This window comes from Vibrio sp. 11-4(1) (genome assembly GCF_013048625.1).
Classification (GTDB): Bacteria; Pseudomonadota; Gammaproteobacteria; order Enterobacterales; family Vibrionaceae; genus Vibrio; species Vibrio diabolicus.
Genome location: NZ_VHSY01000002.1, coordinates 312,054 through 335,332, shown reverse-complemented (window position 1 = coordinate 335,332; position 23,279 = coordinate 312,054). Strand labels below are relative to the sequence as shown.

19 protein-coding genes are annotated in these 23,279 nt (G+C 44.2%); 7 read left to right on the top strand and 12 right to left on the bottom strand.

Annotated features, from left to right (window positions below; translation table 11 throughout):
• Positions 1–156: 156 nt before the first annotated feature.
• Complete coding sequence (locus FKN16_RS04965; protein WP_005378026.1) at positions 157–423, bottom strand: GrxA family glutaredoxin; 267 nt, start codon at positions 421–423, stop codon at positions 157–159.
• A gap of 377 nt (positions 424–800) precedes the next feature.
• Between FKN16_RS04965 and FKN16_RS04960 the strand changes: the two genes are divergently transcribed.
• Positions 801–2,045 carry an iron-containing alcohol dehydrogenase gene (locus FKN16_RS04960; protein ID WP_170902133.1) on the top strand — a complete coding sequence of 415 codons (1,245 nt, stop codon included), beginning with the start codon at positions 801–803 and terminating at the stop codon, positions 2,043–2,045.
• A 77-nt stretch (positions 2,046–2,122) separates the two neighbouring features.
• Here FKN16_RS04960 and FKN16_RS04955 read toward each other — a convergent pair whose 3' ends face one another.
• The 5 genes from FKN16_RS04955 to FKN16_RS04935 form a co-directional block, all read right to left on the bottom strand.
• Entirely contained in the window at positions 2,123–2,977 is an 855-nt protein-coding gene (locus tag FKN16_RS04955; protein ID WP_005378021.1) for a MurR/RpiR family transcriptional regulator, read from the bottom strand.
• 311 nt (positions 2,978–3,288) lie between these two features.
• Positions 3,289–4,935, bottom strand: coding sequence for a pyridoxal-dependent aspartate 1-decarboxylase PanP (panP, locus tag FKN16_RS04950; protein WP_170902132.1), 1,647 nt, complete (start codon positions 4,933–4,935; stop codon positions 3,289–3,291).
• 199 nt (positions 4,936–5,134) lie between these two features.
• The gene (locus tag FKN16_RS04945) at positions 5,135–5,647 is read right to left on the bottom strand and encodes a hypothetical protein (RefSeq protein WP_012841922.1); all 513 of its coding nucleotides are present in this window, start codon (positions 5,645–5,647) and stop codon (positions 5,135–5,137) included.
• A 206-nt stretch (positions 5,648–5,853) separates the two neighbouring features.
• Positions 5,854–6,759, bottom strand: coding sequence for a lysine exporter LysO family protein (locus tag FKN16_RS04940; RefSeq protein WP_006742620.1), 906 nt, complete (start codon positions 6,757–6,759; stop codon positions 5,854–5,856).
• A gap of 152 nt (positions 6,760–6,911) precedes the next feature.
• Positions 6,912–7,832 (bottom strand): HDOD domain-containing protein, encoded by a 921-nt coding sequence (locus tag FKN16_RS04935; RefSeq protein WP_048626253.1) that lies wholly within the window; start codon positions 7,830–7,832, stop codon positions 6,912–6,914.
• A gap of 369 nt (positions 7,833–8,201) precedes the next feature.
• Between FKN16_RS04935 and FKN16_RS04930 the strand changes: the two genes are divergently transcribed.
• Complete coding sequence (locus FKN16_RS04930) at positions 8,202–8,789, top strand: TfoX/Sxy family DNA transformation protein (protein ID WP_170902131.1); 588 nt, start codon at positions 8,202–8,204, stop codon at positions 8,787–8,789.
• Between the two features lie 190 nt (positions 8,790–8,979).
• Here FKN16_RS04930 and FKN16_RS04925 read toward each other — a convergent pair whose 3' ends face one another.
• The 3 genes from FKN16_RS04925 to FKN16_RS04915 all read right to left on the bottom strand — a co-directional run bounded on the left by FKN16_RS04925 (position 8,980) and on the right by FKN16_RS04915 (position 12,252).
• On the bottom strand, positions 8,980–9,528 hold the full coding sequence (locus FKN16_RS04925) for a hypothetical protein (RefSeq protein WP_005393208.1): 549 nt from the start codon (positions 9,526–9,528) through the stop codon (positions 8,980–8,982).
• Between the two features lie 289 nt (positions 9,529–9,817).
• Positions 9,818–10,315 carry a response regulator gene (locus FKN16_RS04920; protein ID WP_012841921.1) on the bottom strand — a complete coding sequence of 166 codons (498 nt, stop codon included), beginning with the start codon at positions 10,313–10,315 and terminating at the stop codon, positions 9,818–9,820.
• Positions 10,312–12,252: an ATP-binding protein gene (locus FKN16_RS04915; protein ID WP_170902130.1), complete on the bottom strand. Its 1,941-nt coding sequence runs from the start codon at positions 12,250–12,252 to the stop codon at positions 10,312–10,314. The genes FKN16_RS04920 and FKN16_RS04915 overlap by 4 nt, the downstream gene beginning before the upstream one ends.
• Positions 12,253–12,438: 186 nt before the next feature.
• Here FKN16_RS04915 and FKN16_RS04910 point away from each other — a divergent pair, with 186 nt between their 5' ends.
• The 3 genes from FKN16_RS04910 to FKN16_RS04900 all read left to right on the top strand — a co-directional run bounded on the left by FKN16_RS04910 (position 12,439) and on the right by FKN16_RS04900 (position 16,355).
• Positions 12,439–13,707: a DUF945 family protein gene (locus FKN16_RS04910; protein WP_005393205.1), complete on the top strand. Its 1,269-nt coding sequence runs from the start codon at positions 12,439–12,441 to the stop codon at positions 13,705–13,707.
• Between the two features lie 138 nt (positions 13,708–13,845).
• A complete protein-coding gene (gene serC, locus FKN16_RS04905; protein WP_046874819.1) occupies positions 13,846–14,940 on the top strand; it encodes a 3-phosphoserine/phosphohydroxythreonine transaminase in 1,095 nt (364 codons plus the stop codon).
• 83 nt (positions 14,941–15,023) lie between these two features.
• Positions 15,024–16,355: a D-serine ammonia-lyase gene (locus tag FKN16_RS04900; protein WP_170902129.1), complete on the top strand. Its 1,332-nt coding sequence runs from the start codon at positions 15,024–15,026 to the stop codon at positions 16,353–16,355.
• A gap of 97 nt (positions 16,356–16,452) precedes the next feature.
• On the opposite strand, the gene cydC is transcribed toward FKN16_RS04900, so the two are convergent.
• The 3 genes from cydC to trxB all read right to left on the bottom strand — a co-directional run bounded on the left by cydC (position 16,453) and on the right by trxB (position 21,017).
• Positions 16,453–18,174: a cysteine/glutathione ABC transporter ATP-binding protein/permease CydC gene (cydC, locus tag FKN16_RS04895; RefSeq protein WP_170902128.1), complete on the bottom strand. Its 1,722-nt coding sequence runs from the start codon at positions 18,172–18,174 to the stop codon at positions 16,453–16,455.
• Positions 18,167–19,954, bottom strand: a complete 1,788-nt coding sequence (gene cydD, locus FKN16_RS04890; protein ID WP_170902127.1) for a cysteine/glutathione ABC transporter permease/ATP-binding protein CydD — start codon at positions 19,952–19,954, stop codon at positions 18,167–18,169. The genes cydC and cydD overlap by 8 nt, the downstream gene beginning before the upstream one ends.
• A 103-nt stretch (positions 19,955–20,057) precedes the next feature.
• A complete protein-coding gene (gene trxB / locus FKN16_RS04885) occupies positions 20,058–21,017 on the bottom strand; it encodes a thioredoxin-disulfide reductase (protein ID WP_170902126.1) in 960 nt (319 codons plus the stop codon).
• 359 nt (positions 21,018–21,376) lie between these two features.
• Here trxB and FKN16_RS04880 point away from each other — a divergent pair, with 359 nt between their 5' ends.
• Both FKN16_RS04880 and FKN16_RS04875 read left to right on the top strand, forming a co-directional pair.
• Entirely contained in the window at positions 21,377–22,033 is a 657-nt protein-coding gene (locus tag FKN16_RS04880) for a 2OG-Fe dioxygenase family protein (protein ID WP_005393193.1), read from the top strand.
• Complete coding sequence (locus FKN16_RS04875; protein ID WP_170902125.1) at positions 22,017–23,252, top strand: cysteine desulfurase-like protein; 1,236 nt, start codon at positions 22,017–22,019, stop codon at positions 23,250–23,252. The genes FKN16_RS04880 and FKN16_RS04875 overlap by 17 nt, the downstream gene beginning before the upstream one ends.
• Positions 23,253–23,279 lie beyond the last annotated feature (27 nt).

The following is a 23,279-nucleotide window of genomic DNA, read 5'->3' as shown; positions in this document are numbered from 1 at the left end:
GTGTGCCAAAAAGATTAAGAATTGCGAATTGTAACTAAATATAGCAAAAAGATAAGTGAATTTTTTTAGGTTTTACCATTAGTTGACGTAAGGTAATAACCAACTGAAAAATAATAAAAAAGCCGCATGAAGCGGCTTTCTTAAAAACTGTCTTGATTACTCGTCAAATAGACCTAGGTGCTCTTTCGCGTATGCTTCGAACTCGTCGCAGCCACCGATGTGCTCTTGGTCGATAAAGATTTGAGGAACAGTTTCAACTGGTTTACCAACTGTTTTCTCAAGATCTGCTTTAGAAATGCCTTCAGCATGGATATCAACGTAACGGTAGTTGAAGTCGTCACGCTTCGCTTTTAGCGTTTCTGCGTGTTCTTTTGCACGAACACAGAAAGGACATGCAGGGCGACCAAAGATAACAACGAACATAATCTTATTTCTCCTAAATCTATTCTTTTTTGAAAGCGTACAAAACATAGCGGCTGAGTGCGCTCTCTTTTGTTGCAGTAACTATGCCCGATCCAGATACGGAAATAAAGCGGCAATTACCTCTTGGTTCTATAGGTGAAATCTATCGAATAAAAACTAAACGCGCTCCCTTATTCTATGGCTCTAAAGTATGTGAAGTGACGCATAAAAAACATACATTTTAAGGGGTTAATGATGGCAAGGTGGAATTGGTCAATTTTTTTTATTCAAAAACATAGCAATCTAATCTGGCTATACGCAAATGACTTCAACTCTTACATAAGTGTTAAATCAGAGGGCAAGAGGTTATTTGGGTATATTATTTTGGGAGGATGTGTATGTTTCAGTTTATGACTGCAACAAGGATTATATTTGGTGAAGGTGCACTTCAGTCTTCATTATCCGTTATCAACCAATTTGGCTACAGTGTTTTGCTGGTAACTGGGAAGGACACCCAACGAGCCACGCCCATCATTAACTACCTTAAAGCTCAAAATATGCGTTACCAACACGTAGCAATCAATGGCGAACCTTATATCACAATGGTAGAAGAGACCGCGGTACTCGGTAGAAAATTCCAGCCTGATATGGTGATTGCTATTGGCGGTGGCAGTGTCATCGATATGGGTAAAGCCCTAGCCGCTATTATTCCTAATCAAGGCAATGTTTACGATTACGTCGAAGTGGTAGGAAGAAACGTACCATTAAAGGCAAAACCTCTTCATTTTATTGCAATTCCTACGACAGCAAGCACGGGCTCAGAGGTGACTCGAAATGCGGTGTTGAAGTCTGGACAAGATAAAGTGAAAGTGAGTCTTCGAAGCCCTGATATGCTGGCAGACGTTGCCATTGTGGATCCGACGCTCACTTATGGAACCGATCAATACACATCCGGGCGTGGCGCGATGGATGCGTTCACTCATTTGATGGAAGCGTATGTGTGTGGTGAGCCAAACCCTCTTACAGATATGGTGTGCGAAGAGGGACTTCGTCGTTTAAGCCGTTCAGTGATTGCTGCTTGTAAGCAAGATAATCATAAGGCTCGCTCGGATTTATCATTCGCTGCGTTGCTCGGTGGCATGGCCATTACTAATGCCAAATTAGGTGCTGCGCATGGGCTTGCGTCGGCGTTAGGAGGTAAGTTAGATGCTCCCCACAGCGTGATCACGGCGCGTCTTGCACCGCACGTGATGCAGGAAAATATTAACGCCGCGAAGCTCGCTGGCAGGAATGATGTGATTCATCGTTATCGTAAACTTGCCCAACTGGTTACCGATCGTGCGAACGCGAATGAGCACGATGGGGTTCTTTGGGTAAATATGGTGTTAGATAAGTTAGCGTTGCCGTTACTTGGCCAATTCGGAGTATGCCAAACTTCTTTTGAACAAGTGGCGAACGATGCGCTTAAGTCGATGGCGATCAAAGGCAACCCGTTACCCCTTAATCAGGAACGTTTGATATACATATTGCAGCAAGTCTGTGATTGCAGTGGAGAGTGTGTGGCAGAGAGCACACAACACGTGAGCTCTGTAGAAGTACTTGAATCAAGGACAGACTTATCGAGTGTGAATGACTTGGGTTGATGTATTGCTCTAAAGCACATTGAAAAAAAGGGAGCGTTGAGCTCCCCTTTATTAAATCTTTCACTAAACACCAGTAGTTAGTACTGACTTAGTTTGTCATAGCGACTGTCTTTCAACGCATCTTTTACGCGTTTTAGGTTCTCACGGAAACCTGTACCACGGCGGAGTGTGAAGCCAGTTGCCAGTACATCAATCACCGTCATCTGTACAACTCGACTCGCCATTGGCATATAAACGTCGGTATCTTCAGGAATATCAAGCGTAATAGCGAGTGAACTTGCCTTTTCTAGCGGTGAGTCCTTTGCTGTAATCGCAATGACCGTCGCGCCGTTTTCACGAGCAAGGTTTGCTATTTCGACCTGACTCTTCGTTCGACCTGTGTGAGAAATAAGAACCACAACATCATTATCACTGCAGTTAATACAACTCATGCGCTGCATGACAATGTCTTCAAAACAAGTAATTGGAATGTTAAAGCGAATAAACTTGTTTTGTGCGTCTCGGGCTACAGAAGATGATGCACCAAGGCCAAAGAATGAAATGCGCTTCGCTTGCGTTAGCAAATCGACCGCACGGTTCACTTGCATTGGATCTAGGCTGTTTTTCGCGACATCTAAACACGCCATGGTCGATTCGAAAATCTTATGGGTGTACGCGTCTGGGCCGTCGTCTTCTTCCACGTTACGGTTAACGTAAGGGGTACCGTTGGCTAGGCTCTGTGCCAAGTGAAGCTTAAAATCTGGAAAGCCCTTGGTGTCCAGACGACGACAGAAGCGGTTTACAGTGGGCTCACTAACATCAGCCATTTTAGCCAACGTTGCAATGCTTGAATGAATTGCAGTTTGTGGAGACGCCATAATTACTTCTGCAACTTTGCGCTCTGACTTACTGAAATTCTCCAGGTTTTTTTGAATTTTTTCTAATGTATTCATAGTGTTCACGAGGGTATAGAGAACAACTCGCTGGCTCTGTTAACGAAAGGAAACACGAAGATTCCAGAGTAGAGTGGGGCGTTAACGAAAACAACCAGCGCCATAGAATCAGTATAAACCTGATCTTCAATCAGTCTAAACCAATAACGGATACTATTTAGTGAGAATTTGACAGGCCTCAAACAAAATGTTGTAAAAACTACAGAATTGGATGTGTAATCGATGTTTTGTTGCGCCAGTCGCACGAGAATGATGTTTGAGTTACATCAAAACGAAAAAAAATTTCAAATTGATGTAACTCTTTCGGGCCATTAAGACGATTGGATATTAGTGACCACCTGCTGAATTCTTTCCATCAAATTTGGTGCTTGCTTGGCGATTTCACGCTGTTCATCAAGCACCGAACTCAAAATTTCTTTGGTCGTCAGCGGATTTGCCAAAACCACTCGGAACACAATCGTGTTCATGCGCTGCCATTGGTCTGGGTTCAGCCTTGTACGTGAAACAAACGATTTGCCCGTTTCACGCTGACGCTTTTGAATAAACTGTGTTAATTCATTAATCAGTTCATTCAGTTGTTCTTTTTGTGAACCTTCCGCTTTTGCTAATGCCTCACGGATGAATGGCGGCAAGTAGCGGTATGTGAGCAGACAAAGCTCTGGTTCAGAAACCAATTCGAAATCATCTTGCTGCTTGATTAAATCTGCAAAGTAGCGAGCTTTTTCAATGCTTTGGTCTATCAGCAGCTCATAGCCAGGGCGGCTGATGATGTGCATTGCGGCATAGACTAACATTGCCATGCCCGAACGAGAGCCTTCTAATGTATGGCTGCCTAGGTCTTTTGAGCCTTTACGCAAGATATATTGAGCGTGATGCTCTATGGATTTCATTGCGTCAGGGTCTTTGAACAGAACCATACCAGCGCCCATCGGGATGTAGAGTTGTTTGTGCGCATCAATGGTTACTGAGTCTGCCATTTCCACACCGCTAAGAAGGTGACGATGGTGATTAGACATAAGTGTTGCGCCACCCCATGCGGCATCCACATGGAAATAACAACCGTGAGCTTGGCAGACTTCTGCGATTTCAGGTAGCGGGTCGACATTACCTGTCTCTGTTGTACCAGCTACACCAATAACAGCAATAGGCTTGATGTTTTGTGTCTCTAGTTCAACAATTTTCGCTTTAAGGTCGTCGACAATAATACGGTTGTTGGCATCCGTTTTAACCGCAACCAAGCCTTCTTGACCTAAACCTAGTACATCGGCTGCTTTCTTAAGGGAGTAGTGACCACGCTCAGACACCAATACCGCTAAGCCATCGTAGCCATAATGCTTCATGGCTTTAAATAGGCCTTCTTTCTCAACGCCTTTAAATGAACCATTGGCTCTTAACGCTTTGTTACGCGCTACCCAAAGTGCAGTGATATTGGCAATGGTACCGCCGGAGCAAAATGCGCCCAATGAGTGGTTTGCGCTATGCATCCACTGATCGTAAAACGTATCGCTCTGACCATAGATCAAGCGATGTAGCATGCCCAAAACTTGACGTTCAAGCGGGGTAAAGGCTTTAGAAGTCTCTATCTTTACCAGGTTTTGGTTTAAGGCGATCATGATCTTTGACAGTGGCATCAAGAAATAAGGCAGTGCTGATGTCATATGACCAATGAAGCTTGGTGAAGAAGTGTGAACGGAGTGCGACACCAAAGTGTCGAGTAAGTGTTCTGTATGATCTGACACGAACTCTGGCTGCTCAGGAATCTGAGCAGAAGAAAAGTCTTTTTCGATTTCGCGTAAAGGCTTTTCTTCTGCCACGATGTGTTCACGAAGAAATTGATTTAGATTTCGCGAGAGGCTCTCGTCAATTTTGGTTAACGTTGAGTCAGGACCTTCTGGGACAGTGAAGATCTTTAGCAAGCTCTCAAAGCTAACGTCAGCGGTTTTTTGTTCCTTAACCATAGCAAAGAATCTTTGTAGTTATTTTGGTAATGCGAGCGGCACAATCTAAACTAAAACGGGCGCAAAGTCCCGTTTTAATTGTTGAAACCCATGTTGCTGAAATGAAAATTTTAGGTGAGGGCTACAATCTTCACATTAAAAAATCGTTGATTTTAATGTGTTAAAACACTCGGCGTTTTCGAGCATCCTCAACGATTAATTAATCACACTTCTGCTTTTCAATCTTCTCTATTGACTGATTGTACTTATTAAGCGCGGTATCAATTTGTTGTGGATGGCTAAGCAGGTCGGCGAATGCTGAACGGAGTTCGTAGTTTTTTGGATGGTTAGTCGATTGACGGTCACTAAACGTTTGTTTTGCGACTTCACCTAACTTATCACTTCGGCTTGCTAGCTGCTTAACGTCGTGTTGTTCTAATTTTAGCCATGCTTCGATTGGCTGTTCTGTTGCAACACGGCTAGGATCGTTCTCTAGAAAATAGTGCACTGCTTCACGGTTTAATTCAAAGTGATGTTTACGGCCGTCCAAGAACCACTGGCTAACTTCTTTTAGATCTGGATACTGGGTAACCGTCAAATCGACAAGATCTTGATACCACTGTAGTGAGGCATCAACATAGCCGTCGTATTTGCTTGCAAGACATTGTTGATCTGCGGCAAACGTAAAAGTTGAGCTTGTAGCGAGGAGCGCTGCAACGACAAAGCGTTTCATTCTTCTTCCTTCTGGTTGTTATCCCTTTATTAACGCAAGGCACATAAGTTGATGTTTCACCCTTCTTTCTCTTTAGTCGTGATAAATCATTGGGCTAATTGACAAAAAGAAAGCGGATTATTGCCAAAATCTTGATCACTTTGACGTTAACTGGGTATTTGAATTTTTGCCGTATTGTAATGGATGTTAAAGCGAAAACCTGAGATCTAGCTAGCAAGTGATACAAAGAAAAGCATCATAACTGGTACCAGTAAACTCAAAATAAACCCACTAACGATGGCGACTGGGACACAACGCACACCGCCTGTAGTCTGAATAACAGGTAGGGTAAAGTCCATTGCTGTTGCCCCTGCATAACCAATTGCTGTGCACGGATAGCTGCGAATAAAGAGAGGAATGGCTACCAGCGCGACCAGCTCTCTCATCAATTCGATCAGGAAAGATGCTCCCCCAAACACGGGGCCAAAAGCGTCTCCCATCAAAATTCCTGCGAGTGAATACCAGCCAAAGCCTGAAGCCATCGCGAGGGCTTGATAGAGAGGAAGGTCCAAAAGTATCGCTGCAATAACGCCACCAAGCATACATGTTGCGATCACAACTGCCGCAATGGCCATACCCTGTTTATTTAATAGAATTTGGCGAAGAGTAAGCCCACTATTGCGAAGCTGAATACCAATAAAAAATAAGAGCAGGAAGAGTATCCATTCGCTCGCTGTATCCACCCAACTTAAATCGATGGGTAACAGCAGACCAACTACTAGCCCGCCACCAACGACAACAATCAGCTTTACTGATTCTAAAGCCATCGAGGATAGTGGCAGCTTCTTTTGATTCTGATTGGTCTGGAGAGGAATAATCCTATCGATAATAGGCAGCGCCAACAGATTACAGGTACTTAAACATAAAAAGAAAGTACTCGCATAGAGAAGAATACTCTGTAAGTTGCTACTTAAGTTATCGAGCGCTGCTAGGCTAAGTCCCATCAACGACAAAATGACGTAAATAAGGTAGGACGTTGATTGATTGATCTTCTCCAGTAACGAGGCTCGAGATATAGGAATTAGATACCCCACAACAAGTGGAGCGAAAATAAATAGCATCCCTGAGAACATAAAGCTCTATGATTCCTTTTTTGAGATAATACCAACACACATAAATCAAATTATTTATCGGTTGAAATTAGAGAGATATTTCACCAAATACCAAACGCTGCTCAGCCTTGAGCGAATCGTTTATCGCGAATTAGGTGTGAGAAAACGATAAATTACAAGCCGCTAGCACTTAGCACTGCACGTATTTGGTCATTAAAGTCAGTATCACTCATATTGCTGAGTTCATACAAGACCTCTGCACCTGTTAAGTTGAATTCAACTTCGTGTTCATCAATGCGTTCATCATGATTGCGGAACATCAATAGGTGATGCGCGATTCTTGCAATGTCTAAATAACTTACTTCCGGTCGCGTTTGCTCGTACTTCTCGTTTGAGGAGACCTCTCTAAAGTCATTGTCAAATCCCCAGCGCTCGAGCACCAGTTTGCTTGTTGCTGAACAACGAGTTTGGAAGATTTGCAACGCAATTTCAGGATCTAGGTAATTGCCTCTATCTAAGTACAGGTGGTACTCGTTAATTAGACAAAACAAACCGATATCGGCTAGCAGACCAACCAGCAATGCTTTTTCTTGCTCCAAGTGCCCATAAGTACCTGGCTCGTGTTTACGAAACGATTGAACCAATATCACCATGACGGCACCGAGTTCTCGGGATACCGCTGCACTTTTCACCAAGATGGCATTACATTCTTTGGTTAAATTTACTGAATGTTTAAGTTGTTCAATCGCTTGTGCGGTAACAATATCACGCACGCGCAGTATACCAAGGCGAGATACCGCGGTAGTTAAGTCGTTGCAGGTAATGTTTCTACGATTGAAAATTACAGAGTTTGCTACTCGCAGAACGACCGCCGCCAAGCCGGGATCTTCTAACAAACAGTTAGCAACATCTGAAATAGTGGTGTGTTCTTCGACACATAACTGCTGAATTTTAAGCACGACATCAGGAATAGGGGGTAATGAAATCTTACCCGTTGAGATGGACTGTTCTACCAGCTGAGCAAACTCGGATTCCAGTGCGTTTATAAGCTTATCTTTATTATTTGGCAGCCAAAAAAATGATAAATGTTCCATTGTGACGCTGTACTTGAGATCTTTCGTACAGTGTACCCTTACAGCGTATTCTTTATCAATTAAATGCGTATCACGTGCTCGTAATTGCCAGCGAGATCATAATGATGGCGTGTTTTGGGCATGCCGTGCGTCAAAAAAATATCACCACATGAATAATAAGTGTGAAACTAATCACGTATGCAGAATATATACTTTTTTATATGTGACCTATGTCCTAACTTATTTTTCAACGTTAAGTATGATTAAGCAAGTTGGTGAGCACAACTCACAAAAATATCGCCAACAAATCGACATTTATAATTCGCTATAAGCTGCTGTTTATCTGGTGACATCGCTAATCGGGGTAATTTATTCAGATTAAAGAGGTCAATGGACATGACAGACCAAGCTTTTTTTAAATATGTACGCAACTTTAGTGAGTATCAAAAACGTTCTATGTTCGGTGGTATCGGTTTATTCACCGATGACGCTATGTTTGCGCTTGTTAGCAATGATTGCTGCTACTTACGTGGTGGTAATGGATTGGACGAAGTATTTACTCAACTGAATTGCGAAAAATATAAGCACGTCAAAAAACAGACGACGGCAACCGTAAATTATTATGACGTAACAGATTTGTTTGAATCCGGATATGCAGGACTCGATGAACTGGTACAAAAATCAATTGAATACTCAATTAAGGAACGAAAATATCAAAAGTCTTCTGCCAGTAGACGTTTGAGAGATCTGCCAAATATGCAGTTAACTCTTGAGCGAATGGTCAAGAAAGCAGGTGTTGATGACGTAGAAACCTTTTTAGAACTTGGACCTGTAAAAGTCTTCAACAAAGTTAAAGTGGCTTATGGCAATAACGTTGATGTTAAGTTGCTTTGGAAATTCGCTGGTGCAACTGACGGTGTTCATTGGAAACTGATTCAAGAGCCGCGTAAAAAGCAGTTACTGGCGCTGTGTGAGTAAGCAAGCTGAACGCACGATGATTGACTCGTTTTGATGGAGTTAGCGGGTCGTAAAGGCAAGTGTTGAAAGCGGAAAAAGGACATTGAAGTTTTTGACCACTTCATTGAGTTAGTCATTAGATTAGACAAAAAGCCGAGGCATGGGCCTCGGCTTTTGTTTTTTAATTTGCAATTTTCTTAAAGCACAAATCTTAAAACTTAAAACGCGTGGTGAACATTACCTGATCACCATAAAAGTCGTTGATACGCGCTTCAGCGCCTAGAGAGAAAAGCTCAGTTGAGTGGAAACGAGCGTATGCTGCACCGGTCCAGTCGTCATCGTTATCAATAGAAACGTAGCCGACTTTGCCGCCTACTTCTAATTGAGGACCTAACCATTGACGAACACCTAAGTTCAGTTCCATACCTACGTCAGTGCTGCTATCGCTTGAAGGTTGTACAACGCGCATTAGCATTTCACCTGTAAGGTCAGCCCAGTTGTTTAGTGGCGAATGAAAGCCAAAACCAGCGGCTGAGTCAAAATCACTTTCAAACTCAGAGTCGATACGAGCAATAACATGTGCGTTAGGGTGAATTGATTTGCTGAATCCAGCACCAAATGTCACAGGACTTGCGCCAATACGTGCTTCGAAATAGTCGTAGCTAAAGTTGCTCATAGTTGCTGGCGCATTGCGGTCGTTTGCGGCTAGGGCATGGCTTGATGCCACTAGTAAGGCAGCGGCTAATAGTGTTTTACGCATAACTAACGATAAACCTTGTTCATTATTTCCATGGATTCAAGCAACCACTTGAACCGTAATCTGATTTGTCCGACATCATAATAAAAAGGAAGGTCCACGACCAACAAAAATGTGTCGATGTTTTGTCAATTAACTTAATAGTTAGTTGGTTTAAGCAAAAACTACGCCATATACATAACGTCTAAGAGCATCAATCGGATAAATAGTGATGCTTTTCCATACTCGCGCTATTGCGCGAAATAACGTGGATCAGCTGGCTTTGGTGATATTCAAGCTAGAGCCACGCATATTACTCGCCGAAGCTTGCTCTGCGTTCAGCCATGGCATTGAGGATCGCCTCAGAATCAAGGACTTGAGTCCAAGATAATAAGTTATCATCATTTGCAATCATAAAAGCAGTAAGCTGAGACACGATTGCTTTTCTCAACTCTTCACCTCTCCATGGTTTGGCTATGTAATAGTCCAGACTTGCGTTATTGACGGCCTCAACGGTGTCTTCTAAGCCGGCTTGTCCTGTAAGTAAGACTTTGCGGGCCGCTTTTGTGTCACCATTTTGACTGAGTTCGATTAAGAAGCTAATCCCAGTTTGCTCCGGCATAATGTGGTCGCATAAAATGAGCGCAAGCTGAACTTCCTCTTCCGCCATCTCCTCGATCACTTGCCTTGCTTCAGTGACTGATTCCGCTCCTTCGACAATAAAATGTTCCTCAAAGGGAGCGAGATCCTGGAGCACGCTATCCAAGACTTCTCGTTCGTCATCGACACATAAAATTAAATACTTGGTCATATTTCATCTCCTTTTTCGATGACTGGTAACCAGACTGTCATTCGTGTGAACTTGTCGAGTTCTGATTCGACGTCAATCCATCCCTTATGTGCTGTCACGATTTGCTGGCAGATGGACAGCCCAATGCCTAAACCAAAGTTGCCTTCTTTTTTCGTCGTGAAGTTGAGCTCGAAAATGGCATCTCTTTGCGATTCAGGAATGCCACACCCATTATCTTCAAACGAGATAACGGCGTAATGTGTATGATCTTTTTCTGCAAGACGTGTTTGTATTTTTAAAACGCCTTTTTCCGGAAATGCATCAATGGCGTTAGAGACCAAATTCGTCCATACCTGTTGGAGTGCGATTGGTTGACAAAGGATAGGAGGTAAATCCGCGTAATTAGTGGAAACCTGATGCATTTTTAGTTTGTTTTCGAAGATCACCAAGGTGTCTTCAATACCTTCATGAATATCAGCATATTGCAGGGTCTCATCATCTGAGCGTGCGTAACCTTTAAGGCTTTTCACCATATCTGCAATTCGCGCAGCACAGACGTTAATTGAGCGAAGAGTAGAACCTGCTTTGTGGTATTGCTCAAGAGTATCGAGAACATGAGAAGATACTTGCTGTTTTTTCGTTAGTTGAGTGAGTAACTCGTGATCTGACTCTAGACCAAGGTTCACCACTTTCTTTGCCAATGTTCGGTCTGGAAGGGCATGATTAAGTGCTTTAACGCGTGATCTGAGCTCAGCGGTTGAAGCGGGTTTTGCGGTTTGAGCTTTGCTCAACAACTCAATGCCTTTGGTTTGTATATCGGAACTGGGTATTTCGTTAAGTAATCGTTCCAGCGTATGCGTTAAATTTTCTACGCCCCTCAATATCGCTGCTATCGGATTATTTAGTTCATGCGCCACGCCCGCAACCAACTGGCCGAGCATCGCCATTTTTTCTCTTTCAATGAGTTGCTGGTGGGCAGACTCCAGCGATTCGAGCGTTTTTTGAAGTTGCAACTTGGTGTTGATGCTTCTTTGTAATCGACGGTTGAAGTGGCGTAAGAGCAAGTTTGTAAAAAGAGGCAGCAAGTTTGAGTCGCTTTGCATCACTTTATTGAATACGTTGCGATCGAGTTTGATGACCTCTGTCTTTGTCAGCGTTAGGGCTGTCGAGAAAGAACATTCTCCAGTAACAAACGACATGCCTCCGACAATATTACCTTTGTTATGGCGTACAACCTCTCGCTGCATGCCTTGCTCATCGCGCTTGTACAGAGCCACTTCACCATCGGTGATAAACCATAAGAAGCTATTTGGCTCGCCTTCTATGGTTAATAAGTGTTCAGTTGAATAGGTGCGGCAGGCTCTTGTTTCGTCATTGTCTTTGAAAAACTGCTGGAGAGCGGAGATCACTTGCTCGGCTAACTCGGCATCAGACATCGAGTGGTAGTCGTGTAAGAATCCGGCTTGATAATGGCTCATCTGATTATTGATGTGCGCTTGCAACAACCTGTGATGATCCAATATCTGGCTGTAACTTAGCAGGTCTTCTTTGCCATTTCGCAATATAAATTGGGTCAGCTCTTTTTGCACTGTGTTAAATAAGACGTGATCTGGCAAAGGTTTAGTGAGGCAGTGGTCGAGCCTGCCCTCATTAACGGCAGTGAGAATTGCCTCTATATCAGACGAGCAGCTAATAAGAATTTTTCTTGCTTGCTCGGTATGCGGCATCCGGTCTAAACCAATAAGAAAATCCACGCCATTAAAATGAGCGTGATGGCTCGCTATGACTAAAGCAACAGTCTGTTCTCTTTCTTCTAGATACTCTAAAGCGCTTTGAGCCTCTTCTATCGATTCGACAGAAAAAATATCAAACTTACTTGAGAAGGCAGACAGCTCCAATCGAAACTGTTCAGCACTGATTGGGTTGTTGTCGAGACACAACACAGCATAACGATTCACAGATGTTTTAGCTCCGGTTAAAACTTCGCCACGCAAACTTTAACAATAAAAGGACATGATGAGTGGGAGCCAAGTATGATTCCTGATTAATGGACTAGAATAAGCATCAATAGTCTGATTTGTCTCAATGTTTTCTCCGCAGAAGGTTTGGGGTAGACTGACCGAAAATACCTAATAAGTGACGTTATGCAAAATCTTAAAAAAATCGGCGCCATTGGTGGTGCTATCTCATTAGCGCTGTGTTGGCCATTGGCTGTCGGACAAATTGGTCAGTCCATCATTGAAGATGGTATTACCAATATGAATGATGAAATGATTAAAGGCGAGGTGGTCGAGTATCAGCGTGGCTATTTGTCTTCAGTCGTGCTGACTCGTTATTCAGTTGTTGACCCTGAGCTTAAAACGCAGCTAGAGCGTGATGGCATGCCAACGACGTTTGATGTAACCAGTGATGTTAGCCATGGTCTAACAAGCCTAACAGCAGATTCAAAATTGGTGGACAATGACTTTTTGCCTCTCACGATGCATAGTCAGACCCAACTAAATGGCAATACGGCATTCACCCTTGACCTAGACAGTTGGCATTATCGTAACGAAGCGCAAGGTGTTTCTGTTTCTACAAGCCCTGCAAAAGTGACAGGGGATGTGACGGTATTGGGTGATCTCAATTACCAAGTTTCTGTTCCTTCTGTTCAAGTGGATTTTGAAAACGGTGAAGAGCTTCATCTGAATGCATTGACAGGTCAGGGTAAAGGTAAGCAAGCAAAAGGCTATTGGCTGGGTGAGCAATCTTTTTCTCTAGAGAAGCTGGATGTGGTTGATTCGAACTTAACACCTGTCTTTTTGATTGAGAATGCGAGTTACCGCGGCAACACTACGATGAATGAGTCTGGTGATAAGCTGAACAGTCAGCTGAACCTAGATGCTAAGAAACTGCGTTTAACTGATGGTACGGATGTCGATAACTTTAAGTTGGATTTCTCAATTGCAGATGTGGATAGCCAGTCATTTGACCAAATTATGTCTATCTATCAAAGCTCTCCAATGTTAGACGAGCAGGAAATTGCGAGCTTATTGCCGCATGTTGACACGCTGTTTAGCAAAGGTTTTGATTTATCCGTGAATGAGCTTTCACTTGCGTTTGGTGACGGTAAGTTCCATAACGAGTGGCAATTATCCATTCCTGAAGGTACTGACCACATTACTCAAGACCCAATGAAGTTGATGACGGCGACTACTGGTGAGCTCAGTACTTACTTCTCTGACGAATTAGTGACGCACTACCCATTTATTCAAGAAGGAATCGATGAGCTGCTCATCATGGAGTTGATCGAGAAAGTCGAGGGCGGTTATCAACTCAAAGCAGAAATCGGTGAAGGTAAATTGAAGTTCGAAAATGGACATGAGTTCCCATTAGTGGCGCTACTTATGCCCGCCTTGATGCAACAACAGTAGCCAAGTATTGTTGCGGAATTAATCCAATTTAACGCTTAGTCTTTAAAAAGAGGTCGTAAGACCTCTTTTCTTGTTTTTATCGCTGCGAAAACGTGATATTAATTTCGTAATATTTACATAGCAGGAGCAATGAGCATCATGGAACAAAATACGGACAACGTATTTAACTTCAGTGCAGGGCCAGCAGGTCTGCCTAAAGCAGTTATGCAGCAAGCACAACAGGAACTAATCGATTGGCAAGGCCTTGGTACTTCGGTCATGGAAATCAGCCATCGAAGCAAAGAGTTCATCAAAGTTGCAGAAGAAGCCGAGCAGGATTTACGTGATCTTCTGAATATTCCGGACAACTATAAAGTGCTGTTCTGCCAAGGTGGTGCTCGTGCTCAGTTTGCTGCTGTTCCTCTAAACTTACTTGGTGATGCCGAGACGGCAACTTACATCGACGGCGGTTATTGGGCTGAAAGTGCGGTAGCTGAAGCGAAGAAATACTGCGAGCCAGACGTATTTGATGCAAAAACAGAAATCGACGGAAAAGTAGCCGTTCTACCTGCAAACGAATGGAAAATTGCTCCAGAAGCGGCTTACGTGCATTTCTGTCCAAATGAAACCATTGACGGTATCGAGATTAACGATCTTCCAGTCACCGACAAACCAATCGTTGCTGACATGTCTTCGACGATTCTTTCTCGTGAGATTGATGTATCGAAATACGGTGTGATTTATGCGGGCGCTCAGAAAAACATTGGTCCTTCAGGCATTGCTATCGCTATCGTGCGCGACGACTTGTTAGGTATGGCGAAGCAGGTACTGCCAAGTATCTTGGATTATACTGTTCTGGCTGAGAAAGAATCAATGTTCAACACGCCACCAACCTTTGCATGGTACCTGTCTGGTCTTGTTTTCAAATGGTTGAAGGCGCAGGGTGGGGTAAAAGCGATCGAGCAAGTGAACCGCGCTAAAGCCGCACTACTGTATGATTACATCGATCAGTCTGATTTCTACCGTAATGGCGTGCACTCAGCAAACCGTTCTTTGATGAATGTGCCATTCCAACTTGCGAAACCTGAACTGGATGCGACGTTCCTTGAACTAGCCGATGCCAAAGGGCTGAAATCACTAAAAGGACACCGAGCCGTTGGTGGTATGCGAGCTTCCATTTATAACGCCATGCCGCTAGAAGGTGTACAAGCGTTAGTCGATTTTATGCAAGAGTTTGAGAAAAACTACGCATAAAATCAAATTCACTGTTATTCATGAAAGCGTCGCAATTGCGGCGCTTTTGTTTATCTCAACTCACATCACTCCAGGAAGGTAATATGACCAAGGCGAATATTGAAGCGCTGATCAAGCAGTTCCCACTCTTGGCGCCACTTATCGATCTTAAGGAGGTTTGCTGGTTTAACCCAAACATAACCTCTTTAGCAGAAGGTTTGCCCTATGTGAGGCTAGATGAGAAAGATATTCAAGCTGCGAGTGAACGGCTAGCACGATTTGCGCCTTATTTGATGAAAGCGTTTCCCGAAACGGAAGCTTCGTATGGCATCATTGAGTCTTCTGTGGTGGATGTTCCCAAGATGAAAGTGCGTTTGGAGCAGCAATACGACACGCCAATATTGGGTCGTTTAATGCTTAAAAAGGACAGCCATCTGCCAATTTCTGGTTCTATCAAAGCGAGAGGTGGCATTTATGAAGTGCTCACCCATGCAGAAAAGTTGGCGTTTGAAGCTGGCTTACTCTGCGAAACCGATGATTACAGCAAATTGTTCAGCAATGAGTTTCGGCAGTTTTTTAAGCAGTACAGTATTGCTGTTGGTTCAACGGGTAACCTCGGTATGTCCATTGGCATCATGAGTGCAAAGTTTGGTTTTTCAGTCTCGGTTCACATGTCTTCTGATGCGCGGGAGTGGAAGAAAAATAAGCTCCGATCACATGGCGTCAAAGTGGTGGAGTACCAGCAAGACTATGGTGTTGCCGTTGAGCAAGGTCGTAAAGAAGCTGAGCAAGATCCTAGCTGCTTCTTTATTGATGATGAAAACTCGCAGACGTTATTTCTAGGTTACTCTGTTGCGGGTGAGCGTCTTAAGCAGCAGTTTGATGACTTGGGAATCGTGGTTGATGAGCATCATCCGCTGTTTGTTTATCTACCCTGTGGTGTTGGCGGTGGGCCTGGTGGCGTGGCATTTGGTTTGAAAGTCGCGTTTGGTGATCATGTTCATTGTATTTTCGCAGAGCCAACACACTCTCCGTGCATGTTGTTGGGCGTGCATACCGGCTTGCATGACGAGATTGCGGTACAAGATTTGGGTATCGACAACATAACTGCCGCTGATGGTTTGGCAGTAGGGCGTGCGTCGGGATTTGTCGGTAGAGCGATGGAAAGGCTAATTGATGGCTTTTACACCATTGATGATGCTCGTATGTATCACCACTTGGGTGAGTTAAGTGAACTAGAAGGCATTAATCTAGAGCCTTCTGCATTAGTCGGTATGGTTGGGGTAGTGCACGTCTCGAATAATCATGCTTATCAGTCTCGAATGCAATTTGACGAAGAAAAACTCAGAAACGCCACGCATCTTGTTTGGGCAACAGGTGGAGGCATGGTTCCGGAAGATGAAATGGCGGCTTATCTCAAAAAATCAGGTAGGTAAATCAGCTCTGTATACGTACTTAACTAGGCAATTAACAATACAGGAATAACAAAAGGGCTCATCGTTTGATGAGCCCTTCTCGTCACTGAATATCGAATTATAGAGACTGTAATAGCTGGTAGTAACGACCTTTCTGAGCGAGTAGCGTTGGATGATCGCCTTGCTCGATGATCTCACCTTGTTCCATCAAACAGATGCTATCCATACTTTCTAGCTCTATCAGTCGGTGTGTAATGAATACTACTGTCTTATTAGCAAAGTGTTCATTGAAAAGCGCCATCACTTTTTGTTCCGTACGCTTATCGAGGCCTTCAGTCGGTTCATCTAAGAGTAGGATTGGGGCATCACGTAGCAATGCTCGAGCAATACCGATTCGGCGTTTCTCACCACCAGATAACTGACGACCACCGTCGCCTAACCAAGCATCTAACCCTGGAGCCTCAAGAAGGCCACCAAGTTCGACTTTTTGAAGAATCTCAGACAGTCGCTCATCACTTGCTTCTGGAGCGGCCATAAGTAAGTTGTCACGCAGTGTTCCATTCAGTACATCAACGCGTTGACTGACCACTGTCATTGCTTCTCGCAGGTCAGACTCGCTCCAATCTTGCAGTTTTGTACCACCGATTCGAACTTCACCTTGGTTTACATCCCAGTAGCGACAAAGAAGCTGAATCAGTGTTGATTTACCTGAACCTGTTTGACCTACAATCGCTGTTTTAGTGCCCAACGGTAGTGAGAGTGACAAGTCTTTCAGCACCTTTTGCTGACCGTCAGGGTAAGTGAAGTCAATGTTGTCGAATTCAATGTCTAACGTTGTGCCTTTATGTTTCGATTGCTCAGGGAAGACAACGTCAGGTTCAGCCAAAATTACTTCATTTAAACGACGAGCAGAAGTCAACGTTTGACCCAGGTACTGGAACGCGCCCGCAATAGGCATCAAAATTTCAAAACTTGCCATCGTTGCAAATGCAAACAACGCAATCCAAGGATCAGGAGTACGACCTCCTACGCCGTCTGCAGCAAACCAAAGCATCACAACCAGTGTAAGACCGTTCACAAGCATAAGCAGGCCTGAAGCCATGCCCGTTAAATTCGCGTTCACAAACTGATTAGACAACAGCTGCTTTTGCTTCTCTAGAATGAGATTGCGATAACGCTCTTCTGCTCCAAAGATACTCAGTTCGCTGTAGCCTTGAAGCCAGTCCAGTGTCGCCACTCGTAATTGCGCTTTATGATGAGTGAGATTCTCGCCATTGTTTTTACCCAGTTTATAGAACAGTACCGGCCATACAAACAACATGACGGTAAGAATCGAGCCAAGCAGTAGGGCGAGATGCCAATCAAAGAACGCCAGGACAGCCGTTAAACTCAATATGCCAAAAATACCAATCACGACAGGGCTGATAAGTCGAAGGTAAACGTGATCCATCGCATCTACGTCCGCCACTAGGCGGTTGAGCAGATCGGCATCACGCATCGTAGAAACACGACCTGGAATCAGTGGTGCAAGTTTCTTAAAGAAGAAGATACGTAAATCGGTAAGCAGCTTGAACGTTGCATTGTGGCTAACGACACGTTCTCCCCATCGACCTGCGGTTCGAGCCATTGCAGCGCCGCGTACCCCGGCACCTGGTAACATGTAGTTGAAGGTCTCACGAGCAACCGTCAAGCCTGCCACCGCTGCGGCTGAAATAAACCAACCCGATAGCGTTAATAAGCCAATAGATGCAGCTAAGGTCAGAAATGCCAATAGCATACCTAGCGAAAGACCAAACCAATGTTTCTTATAGAGTTTTAGATAAGGGAGTAAATCACGCATCTAAGTTCCCCTTGTCTGTTTCACGTTGTGCGAGGTTCGCTTCCAACATGTCTTTAAATAAGCCATCTTCTGTCGACAGTGTGTCGTAATCACCACGTTGAACAATCTGGCCGTCCTGCATAACAAGAATTTGCGATACGCTTTGTAAAGGTGCCAACTGGTGAGTAATCATCAAATTCGTTGTGGCATGTGCGTACTTGTTAATGCCTTCCATGACGAGTTTTTCACTACGAGCATCTAAGCTTGCGGTCGGTTCATCTAATAACCAAAAACGACCATTTTGTAGCATAGCGCGAGCCAACGCTAAACGCTGGGCTTGGCCGACAGATAAACCACCAGAGCGGTCAGATATCGGGTAATCCAACCCATGCATTTCAACAAATTCAGCAGCATGAGAGTCATTCAAAACAGAATGAACGTCGGCATCTTGAATGTTGTGTTTGCCTAACGTGACGTTATCTCGAATGCTGCCATGTAATAGCATCGGGTTTTGACCAATCCAGCTTACGGCCTCTCGCCATGTGGCTAGATCCAGTTGTGACAATTCACAACCATTAATCTTCAAGCTACCTTGATAAGGCATGAAACCGAGGATGGTGTTGACCAAGCTTGTTTTACCTGCGCCACTTGGTCCAACTAAAGCCGTACTTTTGTTGGCTTCAAGAGAGAAGGATAGGGGACCTGCGAGCTGCTTACCTTCCGGACTAAAAATGGTTAACTCGTCCGCTTCAATATGGATAGGGCTGTTTTTATCTAACGCTTGGGTACCATCTTTGATTTGATCGACTTCCAAATCCAGAAACTCGACAATACTTTCTGCTGCGCCAACCGCTTGCTGTTTCGCATGGTAGAACGTGCCCAAATCACGTAATGGCTGATAAAACTCTGGCGCAAGAATCAGAATGAACAAACCAGCAAACAGCGTAACACCTGTGCCATAGTAGCCGAAATCGAGCTCTCCGATATAACTAAAGCCAAAGTAGACGGCGGTAATTGCGATAGAAATGGAAGTGAAAAACTCTAAAACCGCAGAAGATAGAAACGCGATTTTCAGAACGTCCATGGTACGAGTACGAAAGACTTCCGAAGCACCCTTAAGAGTTTCAGTTTCAGATTTTGTTCTATCGAATAAGCGAATGGTCGTCATTGCTTGCAAGCGGTCATAAAAGTGACCGGACAAACGCTGCATCGCTTTAAAGTTTTTACGGTTTGCTTCTGCGGCTTTCATCCCAACCAGTGCCATGAAAATAGGCACTAGTGGTGCGGTGACGAGGAAGATCAAGCCTGCCGCCCAGTTTACTGGGAATACGACAACCAAAATAATGAAAGGCACTAGTACCGATAATGACATCTGAGGCAAGTAGCGAGAGAAGAAATCTTGCATATCTTCTACCTGCTCTAAGATGAGCGTCGCCCAGCTGCCGGCAGGTTTGCCTTTGATGTAAGCTGGCCCAAGTTTATGAACTTTATCTAAAATGAGTTGGCGAATATAAACTCGAATTTGCTCACCGCAACGGTAACCGGCAAGCTCTCGACCCCAGGTACAAGCAGCTCGACCGATAACCGTGCCACCAAGCCCAACAAAATGCCAAATGAGGTCGGCTTTGTCGACTTGGTCAATGATTAACTGGTGCAGAATGGAGGCGAGCAGGGCTGCTTGAGCCAATAAAAACACGCTTGAAAGTACGCCTAGGCCTATCGCAATCATAAGCCAGCGCTTGGCTAACTTACTTTGTTGCTTAAGCCACTTATTCAAGCTGCTTTGCTTTTTCTTATCCATCGTGAAGGCTTAATGATAATTGTTTTAATGAGGCGGTAGTATACAAAAGAAAACCCAGCGGGAATACCGCTGGGCTTTAAGGATATGACACAAATGTGAAAAGTTATTTGTCACCAAGTGAGTCTAAGAAACGCTCAGCATCTAATGCCGCCATACAACCTGTACCTGCTGATGTGATAGCTTGACGGTAGTTATGGTCCATAACGTCGCCTGCTGCAAATACACCTTCAATGCTAGTTTGTGTCGCGTTGCCTTCTAGGCCAGACTTAACGATGATGTAGCCATCTTTCATGTCTACTTGGCCTTCAAAGATTTGTGTGTTTGGCTGGTGGCCGATCGCAATAAACGCGCCCATCACTTCAAGGTCTTCAGTCGCACCTGTGTTGACGTCTTTAATACGAACGCCAGTTACGCCCATGTCGTCGCCAAGTACTTCATCGAGAGTTCGATCGGTATGAAGAACGATATTACCGCTTTCAACTTTATCCATCAGACGTTTCACAAGGATCTTCTCTGCACGGAATGAATCGCGGCGGTGGATCAGGTGAACTTCTGACGCAATGTTAGATAGGTAAAGTGCTTCCTCAACAGCAGTGTTACCACCGCCCACAACTGCAACTTTCTGATTACGGTAGAAGAAACCGTCACAGGTTGCACAAGCAGAAACGCCGCGACCTTTAAATGCTTCTTCAGACTCAAGGCCAAGGTATTTTGCTGATGCACCTGTAGAAATAATCAATGCGTCACATGTGTACTCGGCAGAATCGCCTTTTAAACGAAATGGGCGTTGTGATAGTTCTACTTCGTTGATGTGATCAAACACGATCTCAGTTTCGAAACGCTCGGCGTGCTCTTTCATGCGATCCATCAATGCAGGACCTGTCAGACCTTCAGCGTCGCCGGGCCAGTTTTCAACTTCAGTAGTGGTGGTTAGCTGACCACCTTGTTGCATTCCCGTCACAAGCACAGGGTTTAGGTTGGCACGCGCTGCGTAGACGGCAGCTGTGTATCCTGCTGGACCAGAACCAAGAATTAATAGTTTACAATGTTTTACGTCGCTCATTATGGCTCCAAAAAGGGCTGAACATTTCCCTCGATTGTATGGAAATTCTTAGTGCTTTAAAAGCATAAACAACGATTGTGATCGAATAATTGGTTATAGATTAGAACCCACTAAAGATTGATAAAGAACGTTGACTTCTAGCATAAAATTCTATTCGTAGTAGAGAAGTCTAGTTTCAAATATCGCCAAAGCGCAAAACTGAAACATGACTCTGTGTTTTTGCTTTGGGTTGGTTTGTTATGTTGTTTTTGTTATTTTGTTGAAGCTATCAACGTTAAAAGCTGGCAATTGCAGAATATTTGCGTAACCTAGTGTGTAAATTAAATGTTAATTAATGTGCCTCATTAAAGGAGACAATGATGTTACATTCACGTGAGAATACTCTGCATTTAACACAGCTCAGCATGGCAGCAATTGAGCAGCTTTCCCCATCGTTTGAAGAACTGCCTCGTACCGAGCATGCAGATGGTCAGTATCGACTAAGACGTTATTCTGTGGTTGGTTTTGATAATGGCAAAGTCATTGACTTAAACAAAAACAGCTTTGTTCAATCGTCTGATATCAACCGATTCCAAGGTGATGTTGTAAGACAATTTGAGCCGATTGAGAAGGATATTCTCACCAGTGATGGTTTCCGAGAAATGTGCGAATTGTTTGTCAATGCGAATCATCTGCCTAACGGCCAGGAAATAGAAATTCACCAAATCCGAATCACAGCGCTAGAAGAAGAAACTCAAGTGGCACCTGAAGGTGTACACCAAGACGGTTTTGATCACATTGCAATGGTTGGCGTGGGACGTCATAACATCATTGGTGGCGACATCATGCTGTACAGCAGTCATAACCAAGCCCCATTTTTCCGTAAGGTGTTAGAAACGGGTGAGGTTGCAATATTGGCAGACAGTAAACTGTGGCACAACGCGTGCCCAATCCGTTCTGTCATTGATGATGAAGCGGGTCATATGGATGTGTTTGTACTCACGGCTACGGATAAGCGCAATGAACTTCAATCTTAATCTGATCAGAGAGCAGTTTCCGGCACTCGCTCAATACCATAACGACAAACCTGTGACGTTTTTTGATGGTCCAGGCGGATCGCAAGTGCCTCAATCAGTGCTAGACAGCATGGTGGGGTATTTAGGTCGTTTCAACGCCAACTTAGGTGGGCATTATTTTTCTAGCCAAAAGACGGTTGACGTGATGCAAAATGCACGCGAGTCAGCGCAAGCTCTGCTAAACGCGCCGTCATCTGGCAATATCGTCTTCGGCGCGAACATGACATCGTTAACCTTTCAGCTTAGTCGTGCGATTAGCCGAGATTGGCAAGAGGGAGATGAGATCATTGTTTCTGCTTTGGACCACTATTCGAATGTGTCCAGCTGGCAACAAGCGGCAGAAGATCAAGGCGTTACGGTTCATCAGGTTCGTATCAACGAAGATGATTGTACGTTGGACTTGGAGCATTTAAGCAGTCTTCTTTCTGATAAAACGCGCCTTGTAGCGGTGACCTATGCATCGAATACGACTGGTTCTATCGTGGATGTGCAGCGAGTAGTAAGCATGGCGCACAACGTCGGGGCACAAGTTTATGTGGATGCCGTTCATTACGCGCCGCATCACTTGGTTGATGTTCAAGCGTTGGGTTGTGACTTTTTAGCGTGCTCTGCTTACAAGTTTTTCGGCCCGCACGTTGGTGTTGCTTACATTGCCGATCAGTGGCTGCACAGTATTCGTCCGTACAAAGTCGAGCCTGCTACCAATATTGGCCCAGGCCGATTTGAAACGGGAACGCAAAGTTTTGAAGGTCTTGCTGGTGTCGTTGCTGCGGTTGAGTATCTGGCTCAATTTGGTGAAGCCGGTCTACCTCTTCGTCAACGATTGGAGCAAAGTTACCAATTGTATGAACAACATGAGCAACGCTTGAGTGAGCGTTTCTTACAGCGTCTGAATGCACTAGATGGTGTCAATCTATTTGGCATTGCGAAAGAAGATAGCCAACTCCGCACGCCCACTTTTGCGCTAACATTCGACCGATATTCTCCAGAATTTATCGCGAAAACGCTGGGTGAACACAACATCTGTGTTTGGAACGGCCACTTTTATGCGCTGGGCTTAGTTCGTCAACTTGGTCTAGAAGAGTCGGGTGGTGTAGTACGAATTGGTTGCATGCATTACAACACAATAGAAGAAGTCGATATGTTGTTCGATGTACTAGAAAACATCCTTGATGCGTAACTGATCATATCTTCCTGATAGAAAAAC

Excerpts from the sequence above, each read along its gene's own strand:
- trxB (WP_170902126.1), bottom strand. The coding sequence starts at position 21,017 with ATGAGCGACGTAAAACATTGTAAACTATTAATTCTTGGTTCTGGTCCA.
- FKN16_RS04925 (WP_005393208.1), bottom strand. The coding sequence starts at position 9,528 with ATGCGTAAAACACTATTAGCCGCTGCCTTACTAGTGGCATCAAGCCAT.
- FKN16_RS04955 (WP_005378021.1), bottom strand. The coding sequence starts at position 2,977 with ATGAATACATTAGAAAAAATTCAAAAAAACCTGGAGAATTTCAGTAAG.
- FKN16_RS04930 (WP_170902131.1), top strand. The coding sequence starts at position 8,202 with ATGGACATGACAGACCAAGCTTTTTTTAAATATGTACGCAACTTTAGT.
- FKN16_RS04910 (WP_005393205.1), top strand. The coding sequence starts at position 12,439 with ATGCAAAATCTTAAAAAAATCGGCGCCATTGGTGGTGCTATCTCATTA.
- serC (WP_046874819.1), top strand. The coding sequence starts at position 13,846 with ATGGAACAAAATACGGACAACGTATTTAACTTCAGTGCAGGGCCAGCA.
- FKN16_RS04965 (WP_005378026.1), bottom strand. The coding sequence starts at position 423 with ATGTTCGTTGTTATCTTTGGTCGCCCTGCATGTCCTTTCTGTGTTCGT.
- FKN16_RS04920 (WP_012841921.1), bottom strand. The coding sequence starts at position 10,315 with ATGACCAAGTATTTAATTTTATGTGTCGATGACGAACGAGAAGTCTTG.
- FKN16_RS04940 (WP_006742620.1), bottom strand. The coding sequence starts at position 6,759 with ATGTTCTCAGGGATGCTATTTATTTTCGCTCCACTTGTTGTGGGGTAT.
- FKN16_RS04900 (WP_170902129.1), top strand. The coding sequence starts at position 15,024 with ATGACCAAGGCGAATATTGAAGCGCTGATCAAGCAGTTCCCACTCTTG.
- FKN16_RS04875 (WP_170902125.1), top strand. The coding sequence starts at position 22,017 with ATGAACTTCAATCTTAATCTGATCAGAGAGCAGTTTCCGGCACTCGCT.
- cydD (WP_170902127.1), bottom strand. The coding sequence starts at position 19,954 with ATGGATAAGAAAAAGCAAAGCAGCTTGAATAAGTGGCTTAAGCAACAA.
- FKN16_RS04960 (WP_170902133.1), top strand. The coding sequence starts at position 801 with ATGTTTCAGTTTATGACTGCAACAAGGATTATATTTGGTGAAGGTGCA.
- FKN16_RS04880 (WP_005393193.1), top strand. The coding sequence starts at position 21,377 with ATGTTACATTCACGTGAGAATACTCTGCATTTAACACAGCTCAGCATG.
- FKN16_RS04945 (WP_012841922.1), bottom strand. The coding sequence starts at position 5,647 with ATGAAACGCTTTGTCGTTGCAGCGCTCCTCGCTACAAGCTCAACTTTT.
- FKN16_RS04935 (WP_048626253.1), bottom strand. The coding sequence starts at position 7,832 with ATGGAACATTTATCATTTTTTTGGCTGCCAAATAATAAAGATAAGCTT.
- cydC (WP_170902128.1), bottom strand. The coding sequence starts at position 18,174 with ATGCGTGATTTACTCCCTTATCTAAAACTCTATAAGAAACATTGGTTT.
- panP (WP_170902132.1), bottom strand. The coding sequence starts at position 4,935 with ATGGTTAAGGAACAAAAAACCGCTGACGTTAGCTTTGAGAGCTTGCTA.